9 protein-coding genes are annotated in these 13,808 nt (G+C 48.1%); 3 read left to right on the top strand and 6 right to left on the bottom strand.

The window, feature by feature from the left end; all coding sequences use genetic code 11:
- Positions 1-107: 107 nt before the first annotated feature.
- The 5 genes from F752_RS0104150 to F752_RS0104125 all read right to left on the bottom strand — a co-directional run bounded on the left by F752_RS0104150 (position 108) and on the right by F752_RS0104125 (position 8,940).
- The gene (locus F752_RS0104150) at positions 108-1,754 is read right to left on the bottom strand and encodes a UxaA family hydrolase (RefSeq protein ID WP_017730471.1); all 1,647 of its coding nucleotides are present in this window, start codon (positions 1,752-1,754) and stop codon (positions 108-110) included.
- A 168-nt stretch (positions 1,755-1,922) separates the two neighbouring features.
- Positions 1,923-2,945, bottom strand: a complete 1,023-nt coding sequence (locus tag F752_RS0104145) for a LacI family DNA-binding transcriptional regulator (RefSeq protein WP_026135505.1) — start codon at positions 2,943-2,945, stop codon at positions 1,923-1,925.
- Positions 2,946-3,179: 234 nt separating this feature from the next.
- A complete protein-coding gene (locus F752_RS25170) occupies positions 3,180-5,189 on the bottom strand; it encodes a GAF domain-containing protein (RefSeq protein ID WP_017730469.1) in 2,010 nt (669 codons plus the stop codon).
- Between the two features lie 416 nt (positions 5,190-5,605).
- Entirely contained in the window at positions 5,606-8,131 is a 2,526-nt protein-coding gene (locus F752_RS0104130; protein WP_017730468.1) for an ABC transporter permease, read from the bottom strand.
- Positions 8,132-8,238: 107 nt separating this feature from the next.
- Positions 8,239-8,940: an ABC transporter ATP-binding protein gene (locus tag F752_RS0104125; protein WP_017730467.1), complete on the bottom strand. Its 702-nt coding sequence runs from the start codon at positions 8,938-8,940 to the stop codon at positions 8,239-8,241.
- A gap of 130 nt (positions 8,941-9,070) precedes the next feature.
- Here F752_RS0104125 and F752_RS0104120 point away from each other — a divergent pair, with 130 nt between their 5' ends.
- The 3 genes from F752_RS0104120 to F752_RS0104105 all read left to right on the top strand — a co-directional run bounded on the left by F752_RS0104120 (position 9,071) and on the right by F752_RS0104105 (position 11,459).
- The gene (locus F752_RS0104120) at positions 9,071-9,793 is read left to right on the top strand and encodes an arylesterase (protein ID WP_040664179.1); all 723 of its coding nucleotides are present in this window, start codon (positions 9,071-9,073) and stop codon (positions 9,791-9,793) included.
- 104 nt (positions 9,794-9,897) lie between these two features.
- Entirely contained in the window at positions 9,898-10,965 is a 1,068-nt protein-coding gene (gene namA / locus F752_RS0104110) for an NADPH dehydrogenase NamA (protein WP_081604505.1), read from the top strand.
- Between the two features lie 164 nt (positions 10,966-11,129).
- Positions 11,130-11,459, top strand: coding sequence for a hypothetical protein (locus F752_RS0104105; protein ID WP_017730463.1), 330 nt, complete (start codon positions 11,130-11,132; stop codon positions 11,457-11,459).
- Between the two features lie 116 nt (positions 11,460-11,575).
- Here F752_RS0104105 and F752_RS0104100 read toward each other — a convergent pair whose 3' ends face one another.
- On the bottom strand, positions 11,576-13,753 hold the full coding sequence (locus tag F752_RS0104100) for an FUSC family membrane protein (RefSeq protein WP_040664226.1): 2,178 nt from the start codon (positions 13,751-13,753) through the stop codon (positions 11,576-11,578).
- Between the last annotated feature and the right edge of the window lie 55 nt (positions 13,754-13,808).

Raw genomic sequence — 13,808 nt, 5'->3', positions numbered from 1 at the left:
TTTACCGTTAAAATTTGTAGCTTTTAGTCCCATCCACCTGGTAAATAAAAAGAGGCTGCCCTCAAACAGGAGGCAGCCTCTTTATCATCTGTATTCTTATTTTTCCATTACAGCGATACGCCTCTCTTCCAGGGAATAAAATCGTCCTGGCCCAGCTCCACCGCTTTGGTTTTGATGTTGCCGCTGGCTACCTCAATAATATAATCCAGCATAGCCTCCCCCATTTCCTCAATGGTTTTCTTTCCTTCAATTACTTCGCCAGTATTTACATCAATGATGTCCGGCATTTTCTGCATGAGCTTAGAGTTGGAAGAAACCTTAACGACCGGGGTTACAGGATTACCAGTGGGCGTACCAAGACCGGTGGTAAACAGAATAATGTTAGCACCCGAACCGGCCATAGCGGTGGTACTTTCCACATCATTGCCGGGCGTACACAGCAGGTTCAGGCCAGGTTTATTGGCATATTCGGCATAGTCGAGCACGTCCACTACTGGGGAGGTGCCGCCTTTCTTAGCCGCCCCGGCGGACTTAATGGCATCGGTAATCAGGCCGTCTTTAATATTACCAGGGCTTGGATTCATATCAAAGCCGGATCCCACTGCTTCGGCAGAGGCAGCATAGTCGCGCATGAGCTGCACAAAGCGGTCGGCCGTTTTCTGATCCACACAGCGGTTAATCAGTTCCTGCTCCACCCCGCAGAGTTCCGGAAATTCAGAAAGGATAGATTTTCCTCCTAAAGCCACCAGCAGGTCAGACACATGGCCTACAGAAGGGTTTGCCGAAATACCGGAGAAGCCATCGGAGCCGCCACATTCTAGTCCAATGGTTAATTTACTTAGCGGCGCCGGCTTACGTTCGTTTTTATTTGCCTCAACCAACCCAAGGAAAGTCTGGCGGATGGCTTTGGTCAGCAGTTCCTGTTCAGTACCTTCCTGTTGTTGTTCCAGAATAATTAGTGGCTTTTTAAGATCAGGATTAACCTTTTGTAGCTTTTCTTCCAGTATACTGATTTGCGCATTCTGGCAGCCCAGGCTTAAAATTGTAGCCCCGGCCACATTTGGATTGTTGATATAGCCCGCCAGCAGTGCGCAGAGCATTTCAGAGTCCTGGCGAATGCCTCCACAACCGCCTTCATGTGTAAGAAACTTTATGCCATCGATGTTATCGAAAATACGATTCTGGCCTTTTGTCTCCACACTCCTGATGGGCAGTGTCTGAATTTCTTCGGTTCTTCCGGACTGATGCAACTCGACCATTTGCTGTACATAGGATTTATAGGTGTCCTGCTGCCCAAAGCCAAGTTCGTCTATAAAAGCCTGCTTAATAATATTGACATTCCGGTTTTCGCAGAAAACCAGTGGAATAACCAGCCAGATGTTGGCCGTGCCTACCTGCCCGTCAGCCCTGTGGTAGCCCATGAAGGTTTTATCTTTCCAGCGCGACACATCGGGCGCTGTCCAGCCGGTGGTTTCGGTTTTGCCGGTAAATTCCGATACCTGGTGCTTTACATTTTGGATGGTAAGTGCGCCACCGGCAGGAATTTCACTTACTGCTTTCCCTACCAGGGAGCCATACATGGTGATGGGGTGGCTTGCTTCCAGTGTTTGCTGGGCAAATTTATGCTTCGCAGGGATATCATGGACAAGTTTAATCGTTTCTCCCTCATACTCCACTGTTTCGCCCGCTTTCAGGTCTGTTAAAGCGACCAGAACATTATCTTTCGGATGAATTTTAAGTATTTTATGTGCCATATTCCTTTTGTTCTCTCTTAATTCTGCGCAATCGATTGCACAGTCCTATATTAGGAACATAATTGAATAAATAAAAGTTTTTTTCTACTTTTTAATCTTTAAACTATTCGCAATTGAGGTTAAAAACCCTGCCATTTGAAGGGGAAAAGCAGCAATTCGTTTGGCAGATCAGGCTTTTCTTCTGGAAGAATTTCTTACAATTAATTCCGTTTTCAGGACAATGGACTGAGGAATAAAGTCCTGTGGATGATTAATCTGCTCCAGGATGTGTTTAGCCGAAATGTGCCCAATCTGGTAGGCCGGCTGTGCAACAGTAGTCAGCGATGGTTCGATAAAAGCAGATACAGGTGTATTGGTAAAACCTACCATTGCAATATCTTCAGGAATTTTCATCCCCCTTTCCTTAATCACCAGCATGGCCTGTACCGCAACCAGGTCATTTACGGCAAAAATGGCATCAGGAGGGTTTGGGAGGTCCAGCAGGGTATGGGTGTGGACAGCCACATCTTCTTCTTTAAAGCTGCTGTGTAAAATCAGCTCCTCCCTCACAGGAATGTTGTGTTTCTGTAGGGCATCGAGGTAGCCCTGCCGCCTGTTCTTGCTAATGGATAGCTGTTCCGGCCCTGAAATATGAGCAATACGCCGGCACCCTGTCTCAATTAAGTGCTCAGTGGCTTTAAAGGCACCATCATGGTCGTCGACCATTACCCGGGAGGTATTAAGTTCTTCGCACACCCTGTCGAAAAATACCAGCGGAATACCCCGGTTCAGGATAGGGTGCAGGTGATCGTAGGTTTCAGTTTCTTTTGAGAGGGAGATTAGCAGCCCGTCCACCCGATGCGACATCATCATCTGTACGTTGCTTACCTCCGTAGCAAAAGATTCGTTCGACTGGCAAATCATTACATTATACCCTTTTTCAGCCGCCATATTTTGGATACCACTGATAGTGGCTGAAAAGAAGTGGCTGATAAGGTTAGGGACGATAATGCCAATGGTTTTGGTTTTGTTGCTGCGTAAACTTTGAGCTACGTGGTTAGGCTCATAGTTCAGCTTTTTTGCCGCTTTCAATACTGCCTCTTTTGTCTGATCATTTACCTCAGGGGCACCACTTAGAGCTCTTGAAACGGTAGAAATGGATACGCCTAAGTTAATGGCAATATCGCGTAAAGTAGTTGGTTCTTTTTTCATCGCAGAAAGGCTCTGTTTATTTTTTCCAGCCGGCCACATAAGAGAGATACGCTCTCAGTCCATCCAGGAGAGTTAACATAAACAGAAATCCAGAAAAAAAACAGAAATTTCTATTGGAAACGTTCCCAAAAAGCTTTTAGTAAGCTAAACACTGTATTTTTTCTTTAAAAATGGCTTAGGTAGATAAGTCCTGCAGTGATTCCGGCTAAATTTAGCCGGAATCACTGCAGGGGCCTAAAACTTTTGAGGAGCAGGAATCGCATCATCCGATTGGGCATTCTGCAGGCGCTGGTTTTCTGCTTTCAGCTCATTTATGGTGCGTTGTAATTCTTCCTGCGTTGCCTGGAGTTCTTCCTGGTTCTGCAGTAGCTCTTCTTCGGCAGCCCTTTTTTCTTCGGCCGAAAGGCGCGACTCTTCCAGTAACTGGCGCGTGGTCTGGTTGATTTGTACAGAGGAAAGGGTAGAAGCAATGGTCTCGCCTATCTTTTCAATAAATTCAATCTGGTACTGTTCGAACTTCTTAAAAGAGGCCAGCTCCAGTACGCCCATTACTTTTTCATTTATTTTCAGGGGTACAATCAGGATAGCTGTAGGGTTGGCCCCGCCTAAACCTGATTTGATGTTAACATAATCCGAAGGAACATCGGTTAAGTAAATATAGTCCTTCTCCAGTACGACCTGCCCGGCAAGACCTTCTTCTATGCCAATGATTTTGTTTCGGATTCGCCTGCGTTCCCAGGCATAAGTTGCTATCAGCTCCAGTTGCTGTTCTCCTTCTTCCCCGGTAAGAATGAACATTCCTCCCTGGTTGGCCTCCAGGTATTTCACCAGCCTGCTAACAATATTATCTGCCAGTACATGAATATCATCATTGTTCTTGCGCAGAATATCACCAAAAATGGCGGTGCCTTCTGTTACCCAGTTCCGCTTTCTATCTTCTTCAGCGACAGACTGCAGGCTGTTTCTCATAGCAATAAGGGCATTGCCCAGTATATCTTTTTCACTCAGTGCAGTAAATTCGGCATCCAGATTTCCCTTTCCTATTTCATTGGCAAATTCGGTGGTTTTGCGCAGGCCGTTCATCAGTGTGGTAAAGGCATTGCCCATCAGGCCAATTTCATCATTGCCTGTTTTAATCTGCTGCTGGCTAAGGTCCCCTTCTGCCATTCTGGTAGTAACGGCTACCATAGTATCGAGCGGTTTAACCAGTCTTTGTACCACCACATAAATAAGGACAAGCGAAAGAATGAGCAGGGCAGAGCTGATGAAAATCATTTGCCACAACTGTGCATTGGCCTCTGCAAGAATAAGGGCAGAAGGAATTTTAACGCTTACCTGCCAGGGGGTGCTGCTTTCTCCGATATGGATAGGGGCATAAGCCTTCAGGTAATCATCAGAAAATACGAAGCCTTCTGTTCCCTGTTTAAGCGCAACCTCCTGTTCATTATACTCAGGGAAAGCCTCCAGGAGTTTGTACCCCAGAAGCGTATCGGTAAGGGTAGTGGCGGTAATGGTACCGTTGTGCGAAACAACATTTACTTCTGCTTTTCCATCATATAAATTAGCATTCTTAATCATTTCCTGCATCCAGTCGGTGGCGATATCTACGCCGGTAAGACCATAAAAGCGGTTATTCTTCACCACAGGGGCAATAATGGATGTAAGAGAGACTCTCCCTCCATCTACCGTGTAGGTTACCGGATCGATGATAACCTCTTTCTTTGTTGTTTCCGGGATAGTGTAGTAGGTGTCGGTATCGTAACCTAAAACTGTTTCCACCATAACTTTTCCCCCATCACCTTTAAACCAGTAAGGGATAAATCGTCCGCTTGTATCATGGGCTACATCTGCATTTACAAAAGCAGTGTCCATACCGTCGAAGGCATTGGGCTCCCAGCTGGTATAAACACCAAAAAAAGAAGGGTTTTGCTCCACTACCTCCTTAAGCATGGCATTGGCTCCTGCCCGGCTGATAGAGAGTGGGTTTTCATCGGCTTTTATACCCGAAAAGGTTTGGGCGAGGGTACGGGCTGTGGAGAGTGCTTTTTCTATTTCAGCTTCTACCTGTGCGGCATAATCGCGGGCATGCTCCATGGCACTTTCATGGGCGGCAGCAACCGCCTGTTCTCTTGCCGATTGGGTGGTATAAAAAATTAGTATCGCTGATACAAGAAAAGTAATCAGGCCAATCAGTAAACTAAGCTTTGTTCTTAAAGAAGTAAACTTGCGGTAGTTCTTTATCATATGGCGCTCTGTTTCCCCAACCCTGGCTCAAAAATACCTGTCTGAGCATCAGGGGTCGGCGTTTCAACATTGTTTAGAAGACAAGTTATTAATTTATTGATAAGTAATGTACTGAATGTAAGTTTTGGGAAGTAATAGCCTTCCCCCCTCTGCAGGTGACCTGTAGGTATAGGTGACTGTTCTTTTTATTGGTATGTATAACAATAGAAGCGGCTATTTTTGGGCTGCCCCTAAAGCAGGGAGAAGCATAACCGGCAGTTGGCGAAATAGGGAAGTAAAGGAGATAGGGATGTAATTTTACTGATCCTGTTTATTTGCCAATGGATGGGCGAAGACTGGAATCTGCACTGCCGGCATTCGAAGGGTAGTGAATTGTCCCTCCGGATGCCAGCTGTAGTGCAGAGATCGGGTATAACTTAAGCTTCGTTGCGCAAAATTTCGAGCGGGGGCCTGTTTAGCACACTCCGGCTGTTCGACAGACCCACCAGCATGGTAAGGGCTGTAATAGCCAGATAGCTAATGAGCACCGGCCACACAGGCGGACTAAAAGGTGTGTCGAAATAAAATTCAGCAAGGGCCCAGCTACCAGTTACCGCCATTAGTACACCCGTGAGGGAAGCCAGGCTGCCCAGGAAAAAGTACTCCAGGGCGTTGATCTGGAGAATCTGGTTTCTGCTGGCTCCAAGAGTCCTTAAGAGCACACTTTCCTGTATCCGCTGGTATTTGCTGATGATGACGGAGCCAATAAGTACCACTATACCTGTTATGATGCTGAAAAAGGCCATAAAGCGGATAACGAAAGATACCTTGCCCACAATTTCATCGACCGTCTTCAGAATAAGTTTAAGGTCAATGACCGATGCATTGGGAAATTTATTTACCAGTGCCTGCTGGTAACGCGCTGATGTTGCGGCTGAATCTACCCGGGTAATGAGTACATGAAACTTCGGTGCCTGTTCCAGCACGCCTGCCGGAAAAAGGACCAGAAAGTTGGTTTGCACTCTTTCCCAGTCCACCTCACGAATGCTCCCTACATAAGTATCCATAATGGCACCCTGTACGTTAAAAGTTACCTTATCGCCAAGGCCCACTTTCATATCCTCTGCCAGATCGCGTTCCAGTGAAATAAAAATGCTGTCCTGTGGAGAATCTACTCTTCCTCTCCATTTGCCTTCCACTATTTCTTCAGAACTAATAAGCGAATCGCGATAGGTAACGCGATACTCGCGGCGGAGTACCCAGTTACGGATATCGGAGGTGGTGTCGTCCTTAATGGCTTCGGCGCTTCGGCCATTAATGCCGTGCAGACGCATGGTTACGACCGGCACTTCCTGTATAAGAGGGAGGCCAAATTCTTTCGTCAGGGCTGCCACCTCTTCAACCTGCTCAGTTTGTATATCGAACACGACCATATTGGGTTGTCCTTCGCTGTCGGTCAACTCAATTTTCTGGAGTAACAGGCCCTGCACAAAAAAGAGGGTACTGATAAGTGCGGTGCCCAGGCCAATGGTTATAACAAGCACCAGCGTTTGGTTATTAGGGCGATAAAGGTTTGATAGGCTTTGTCTCCAGATGTAAGACCAGCCGGCGGGAAAATAGCGGCGAACCAGCCAAATCATGAGCTGGGCAATACCTGCCAGAATAAGGAAGGCCAGTACAATGCCCCCCGTAAACACCAGGGCCTCGTCTATCTCTTCTAACTGCAACCATGCAAAAAGAGCTACAAATAAAATAATACCGCCAAATATCAGGTAGCGGAGCGGGTCCCTCTCCTTATTTTCATAAGAACGGCGCAGGGCGCTCAGTGGCGACACTCTCCGAATGGAGAGGAGCGGGAGCAGGGCAAAAAGCACCGATATGAGTACCCCTGTTAGAATCCCCTGCAGTATGGCTGGCCAGGAAATCTCGACACTCACTTCAACCGGTAAGAAACCCGCAAATAGCTGGGGCAGAAAATACTGCACCACAGCTCCCAAAGTAGCACCTAACACGGAGCCGATAAAGCCGATGGCCGTAATCTGGATAAGGTAAATAGAAAGTCCCTGCAGACCTTTGCCGCCAAGGCAACGTAGAATAGCCACTGAAACCAGTTTTTCCCGCACATATATATGCACCGAGCTGGCCACGCCAATACAGCCCAGCAGTAGGGCCACGAAGGCCACCAGGTTCAGGAAGCCGGTCAGGTCTTCATAGGTATCGCCAATTTCCTCTTTTCGCTCCTCTACTGTGTCGTAGCGGAGTTCAGCTTCCTCCAGTCGAGGCTCAATGGTTTCCTCAAAAAGGGTAGCCAGGTCGGTACCATCCTCAAATTTCAGGTACAGCACATGCTCCAGCCGGCTGCCTTTCTGTAACAGCCCGCTTTCTTCCAGGTAACGCATGGGGATAAATACCGGCGGGGCTACCGAAGAGGTAATATTGGCCTGCCCGGGCACTTTGGTAACGGCAGCTCTGATGCCGAAGGTCACTTCCCCGACCTTAATGGAATCGCCGGGCGTGGCATTGAACTGCAATAAAAGCGTGCGGTCTACAATGGCCTGCTGCTCCTCCCGGAACGATTGTCCGGCTCCTGCGGGTTCGGTTTCGATACTGCCGTAGTAGGGAAAGCGGCCTTCCAGCGCCCGGACCTGTACCAGGCGGGTACCACCACTTTCGGGGAAAAGCACCATGGAGGCAAAATTCACTTCCCGCGATTGCTCAGCGCCGAGGGAATCGAAAAACTGGAGAATGTCTTCTGAAAAAGGCTCATTACTTTCTACTTCCAGGTCGGCTCCCAGTAATCCTTTAGCTTCGCCCTCAATTTCTGACTGCATATTATTGCCAAAAGAGTTTATGGCCACCAGGGCGGCAATACCCAGGATAATGCTGCTCATAAAGAGGAAGAGCCGGTTGCGGTTTTTACGGCTATCGCGCCAGGCCATTTTGGCCAACCAGGAGTAGTTCATCTTTTTTTAATGTGCTAATGTGTTAGTGGGCTGATATGGAAAGGCGAAACAGGAGGCCGGAGGTTAGGCTTGTACCACCACTAGCTTCTAACTTTCCTCCTAAATTACTATCGTGTCTGTATGGCCGTATCTGTGAGGCTGTCATAAACCAGTTTGCCGCCTTTTATCTGGAGGATACGGCCTGTTTTTTCGGCCAGCTCCTGGTCGTGCGTAACGAGTACCAGCGTAGTGCCGCCTTCGCGATTCAGCTCAAAAATAAGCTCTTCAATATGGGCTCCGGTTTCCTGGTCGAGGTTCCCGGTGGGCTCATCGGCAAAAAGTATTTTAGGCCGGTTAGAGAAAGCGCGGGCAATGGATACTCTCTGTTGCTCACCCCCTGATAGTTGGGTGGGGTAATGGTTCCGGCGATCGGCCAGCCCTACTTTTTCCAGCAAAGTCATCGCCCTTTTAGCAGCATCTTTTTCTCCTCTTAACTCCAGCGGCACCATTACATTTTCGAGGGCGGTGAGTGTTGGCATCAGGTTAAAGCTTTGAAAAATAAAGCCCACATGCTGGTTGCGGACCTCTGCCCGCTCATCCTCATTCAGTTGCTCGAGTGACTGGCCATTTAAAATAACAGAGCCCGAACTGGAGCGGTCGAGGCCGGCACATAAACCCAGGAGCGTTGTTTTTCCACTACCTGACGGGCCGATAATGGAACAGGTTTCTCCTGCCTGCACCTTAAAATTGATATGATCGAGTACTGTGAGAGAGCGTTCCCCGCTGCGGTAAATTTTGCTGAGGCCTTTTACCTCTAATATATCACTCATATTGCTTTTTGCTTTTCCCGGAAATGAAGGTATCCTTCATTATTTGCTAACTAAAACCTGAACTGTAAACGGCTGCTTTCGTTGGCTAAGAAGCAGCGCTGTATTATTTTAACGGCTAAACGTCTAATTTATGAATTTTAAACTAAACAACATTCTCTGGCTATGCATTTGTGGAAGCCTGTTGTTCGCCTGTGGTGAAAATTCCGGTGAGGAACAGGCGGTAAAGGAGGAGACTCCTGTTTCCACAGAGGCAGCCGAAGAGGCTGAGGTGGCAGAGGAAAAGAAGGTAATTCTTTTCTTTGGTAACAGCCTTACCGCCGGCTATGGTCTCGACGATTTATCCAATTCTTTTCCATCGCTTATCCAGGATCGGCTCGACTCCCTCGGTTACGACTATACCGTAGTCAATGCAGGTTTGAGTGGCGAGACGACGGCCAGTGGCAATAACCGACTCGAATGGGTACTGGAGCGTCAGCCGGTCGATATTTTTGTACTGGAGCTGGGGGCCAATGATGGCCTGCGGGGCATCGACCCGGCTGAAACCCGCCGGAACCTCAGCGAAATGATTGACAAGGTACGGAAAGCTTACCCTGAAGCAGAAATAATTCTGGCAGGCATGATGGTACCACCCAATATGGGGCAGACATACAGCGAAGAGTTTCGTCGGATATATCCTGAACTGGCCGAAGAGAAGAATGTGGAACTGATTCCTTTTCTGCTGGAAGACGTGGCCGGAGAGCCGGCCCTCAACCAGTCAGATGGTATCCACCCCAATGCGGAAGGAAATGAAATTGTAGCGGAGAATGTGTGGGAGGTGCTTAAGGAAGAACTGGAAAAGCCTGGGAGGAATTAAAAATTAGAAATTAAAAATGAAGAATTTAGCGCATGGCTGCCTTTATATGTATCCCTATGAAGGGAGAGGCTTTTGCCTGCTGAATTTGGTTAAGGAGAAAAAATATGTCGGCACTTTTTAGTCCATTAAAAATTAGAGAGATAGAGTTGAAGAACAGAATTGCTGTATCGCCTATGTGCATGTATAGCAGTAAAGATGGGTTTACCAACGACTGGCACCTGGTGCATTTAGGTAGCAGGGCTGTCGGTGGGGCCGGTCTGGTTATTTGTGAGGCCACGGCAGTTTCGCCTGAAGGAAGAATAACTCCTTCGGACCTTGGCATCTGGCAGGATGAGCATATTGAGGGGCTCCGGCGTATTACTTCTTTTGTGACAGCACAGGGCGCTGTCCCGGGCATTCAGCTGGCACACGCCGGGCGGAAGGCGAGTCACAGCAGCCCCTGGACGGGAGGAAAGGTAGTGCCGGCCGGGGAAGGTGGCTGGCAAACGGTGGCACCCAGCGCTATTCCCTTTTCCGAAGGAGAGCCTGCTCCCGAAGCTTTAGACAGGGCAGGGATTGAAAAAGTACTGGCCGATTTTAAAGCTGCGGCTCAACGAGCGCTTGCCGCAGGCTTTAAGGTCGTAGAGATTCACGCCGCCCATGGCTACCTCCTGCAGGAGTTTCTCTCGCCCATCAGCAATAAGCGAACCGATGAATATGGTGGCTCCTTCGAAAACCGGATGCGCCTGCTGCAGCAGGCTGTTCAGCAGGTACGGACCGTCTGGCCGGAGGAGCTGCCGCTTTTTGTAAGAATATCCGCCACTGACTGGATCGAAGGTGGCTGGACGGCCGATGATTCTGTGGCCCTGGCCGCTGCCCTCCAAGATAAAGGGGTGGACCTGATTGACTGTTCCTCCGGTGGCAATGTGGCAAATGCAAAAATACCTGTTGAACCAGGTTACCAGGTGCCTTTTGCAGAGCGCATTCGTCGTGAAACGGGTATGGCCACCGGGGCGGTAGGGCTCATTACCGAACCCAAGCTGGCAGAGGCCATTGTTCTTTCAGGAAAGGCAGACTTAGTGCTGCTGGGAAGAGAGGAGCTGAGAGACCCTTACTTTCCTTTACATGCCGCGCAGGTATTGGGGGAAGAGGTAGAGTGGCCGGTGCAGTACCAACGGGCAAAACCACATTAGATTATTTTTTTAGACTACTTTTTAAAGTTTGGTGCTGGAAAAAGCTACTATAGAAGGACGGTCAATTATGCAAAAGCAACGATTTGTAAAAATTTAAATATTTTTATCTTTTTTGTATTTTTTTTACTACATTCATTAGGGAAAGTTAAGAAAGGCGATGCGTTATGAAAGAAATCCAAATAAAAGAGCCTCTATCTAATGAAGAATTGCTAGAAAGTTTAAAAGGAGAATTTTCTGATAAATACTCTTATAGTTTGTTTGGCCTGGGTAGTGAAAAAAGTATTATTATTCGACAATCTGCATTCATTGGAGCTCAAATCTCAAAAAGTGAAAAGGGATTCTCCATTCAAGCATTGATGCCTCTGTCAGTTACAAATTGGTTTTTTTCACTCTTACTCAGTATGTATGCCAGTGGAGCTATGTTTATGTGGATGTCGCCATATAAAAAACTTGAAAAGAATATAGCCCTGTTTTTAAAGAACAAGTACAATTAATAATGGTGGTGTAGGGGATAAACAATCAGTCCCTGACCTTGAAAACAGCAATGGCCGTTCTTTTGGAGAGGCGACAGGTTAATTGCTTTTAGCTTTCTTTAGCGAAGAGCCTCCAGTTAATTATTTACCTCAGCCGTTGCTCTTTTTTCCGTGGAGAAAATAAGCTCAGTAGTTTTGCAGATATCCTGGCTCAGCTTCTGAATAAACTCCAGCTGCTCCTGCATCAGTTCATCTTCCGGTTCAGCTACCGTTAATACTTTGCTTTCTGCTTTAGGCTCCGTTAGTTCCGGTAAGGAATGGTCGGGAGCGAGCTTTTTCAGGCATTCCTGCAGTGCCTGCAGCGCCCGCTTTGCCGGCTTCAGGTATTCTGTCGGATAAACCTGTGGCGGTCGTTCCAGAATGGTGGAAACCACAGTGGCAATATAGGAGGAGAGAATATGGTTGAGCACTACATATTCATATACCTCTTTGCTGTGCTGTTGCCTGGTTTTCGGCTCGGAAAGCATCCGCTGGAAAGCGGCTGAAAGATTAGCGGCGCTCACATATACCCTTTTGCGGCTCAGCTTATAATCCTGCGTTTCGATAGGCTTTCCGGAGAGCCGTTCGGTGAGATGGTGCAGGTAGAGGGCATTGGCCTTGGCCACCTCCAGCACCAGTTGCTTCAGGTGATCTGATTCCCAGTTTGGGAAGATGAGGTAATTTGCCGCGAAGGCAACGGCGCAGCCTAAAAGGGTATCGATGAGCCTTTCCTGCGCCAGCCCAAGCCCGGAGGTCCCTAAAAAATTAAAGAGCACCAGCACAAAGGGCGTTACACAAACCACCATCAGCATATAATTGATGCGCAGGAAGGTATAGGTGCCTAGGAGGAAGAGGACCATCAGGATAAACTGAATGGTCATGTTGTCCACTAAAAAGAGGATAAGCACGCCTAGGATGCCTCCGAAAAAAGTGCCTGTAAGGCGCTGGTAGTTTCGCTGGCGGGTAAGGCTAAAGGCAGGCTTCAGGATAATGATAATCGTCAGGATAATCCAGTAACTGTGGTGGCCATAATCTACCAGGCGTGTAATGGCGAAGCCCACTGTACAGGCTACTGCCATTCGCAGGGCATGTTTAAAAATGGCAGAGCGCAGGTCGAGATTATGACGGAGTATTTTCAGCTGAAAGTTTTGGGAGGAAACAAAGCGTGAATACTCCAGCTTTCCATCCAGCTTCTCATCGGTAGCGGCTGATTTTGAAAGATAATTGTGCTGTATTTCCTGCAGGCGCTGGCTCAGGTTGCGTAGGTTAACAAGAATTTTCTTAAGCGGAAGGCTGCTTTCCTCCGGGTGTTCCTCCTCAAAACGGTCGATGCTGGCTTTTAACTGCTCCAGCTTTTCAGAAAAGGGGGGAGTATTCCTGTAACGACTGTTAGATTGTATCGCAAGTCCGAGCTCATCCAGCTCATCAGCCATTTCTTCAATGAGTTTCGCCACCTCTTCCAGTACACCTGTTTTGCCAAAGCGCCTCCTTAAGGCGGCATAATCGTAGTGAATGGTCATGACTTGCTCGTAGAGGTCGACAATGTCCACAAAAGTGAGCACAAGCCTCCGGCCAATATTAGTGAAATCGCGAACCATCTGCCGGCTTTTAAACAGCATTTCGCGTACGGCATCCTGCTTTTCACTTACCGCAATCTGCTGAGCCACTACCTGCCGGTAATCATCGTCCAGCTGGTTGGAAGGGTGGTAGAATGCGGCCTTTAAACGCAGAAACTTTGCGGTTTCGTGGATACATTCGCCCAGTGCCTGTTGTGCTGCACGGTAAGGCATAATCCGGGAAAATACCAGGCTCAGGAGCAAATACCATAGGCCGCCTGCCAATACCAGCAGGGCCGTCACCACCACGTTTCCGGTACCGAAGTCCTGGTTCATGGTCAGGACCAGTACCAGCAAGACGGCGGTGCCGATGGAGCCGGCCCTGCTGCCGTAGACCGAAAACATGGAGAAGAAAAAGCTGAGCACGAATATTTCCAGCCCGAGCAGGAAATCATTGGAGCGGAGATACCCGGTAAGGAAGGCTACCAGGAAAGCAAAAATACTACAGAGGAGAATGCCGTTGCGCCGGTGCTGAACCGGGCCGGGACTATCGGTAATACTTACGCCAAAAGCCCCCAAAGATAGTAGCACGCCCTTTGTCATGAGGCCAAACTGAGCAAACACAAAGGCGGGAAGGAGAACGCCCAGCGTAATTCTGAGTCCGTCGGTAAAATACTGGCTGGTGAAGAAATACTGTACTTCCCGGAATCTGGCGTTCATGCTGCAAAGATATACTAAAAGTAAGTGAACTTCTACCTTTTCTGAGGAAGCAGGT

It is taken from the genome of Nafulsella turpanensis ZLM-10 (genome assembly GCF_000346615.1).
Lineage (GTDB): Bacteria > Bacteroidota > Bacteroidia > Cytophagales > Cyclobacteriaceae > Nafulsella > Nafulsella turpanensis.
Note: the sequence above shows the minus strand (reverse complement) of the source record. Positions and strands in the feature narration are given on the sequence as shown.

Excerpts from the sequence above, each read along its gene's own strand:
- F752_RS0104150 (WP_017730471.1), bottom strand. The coding sequence starts at position 1,754 with ATGGCACATAAAATACTTAAAATTCATCCGAAAGATAATGTTCTGGTC.
- F752_RS0104145 (WP_026135505.1), bottom strand. The coding sequence starts at position 2,945 with ATGAAAAAAGAACCAACTACTTTACGCGATATTGCCATTAACTTAGGC.
- F752_RS25170 (WP_017730469.1), bottom strand. The coding sequence starts at position 5,189 with ATGATAAAGAACTACCGCAAGTTTACTTCTTTAAGAACAAAGCTTAGT.
- F752_RS0104130 (WP_017730468.1), bottom strand. The coding sequence starts at position 8,131 with ATGAACTACTCCTGGTTGGCCAAAATGGCCTGGCGCGATAGCCGTAAA.
- F752_RS0104125 (WP_017730467.1), bottom strand. The coding sequence starts at position 8,940 with ATGAGTGATATATTAGAGGTAAAAGGCCTCAGCAAAATTTACCGCAGC.
- F752_RS0104120 (WP_040664179.1), top strand. The coding sequence starts at position 9,071 with ATGAATTTTAAACTAAACAACATTCTCTGGCTATGCATTTGTGGAAGC.
- namA (WP_081604505.1), top strand. The coding sequence starts at position 9,898 with ATGTCGGCACTTTTTAGTCCATTAAAAATTAGAGAGATAGAGTTGAAG.
- F752_RS0104105 (WP_017730463.1), top strand. The coding sequence starts at position 11,130 with ATGAAAGAAATCCAAATAAAAGAGCCTCTATCTAATGAAGAATTGCTA.
- F752_RS0104100 (WP_040664226.1), bottom strand. The coding sequence starts at position 13,753 with ATGAACGCCAGATTCCGGGAAGTACAGTATTTCTTCACCAGCCAGTAT.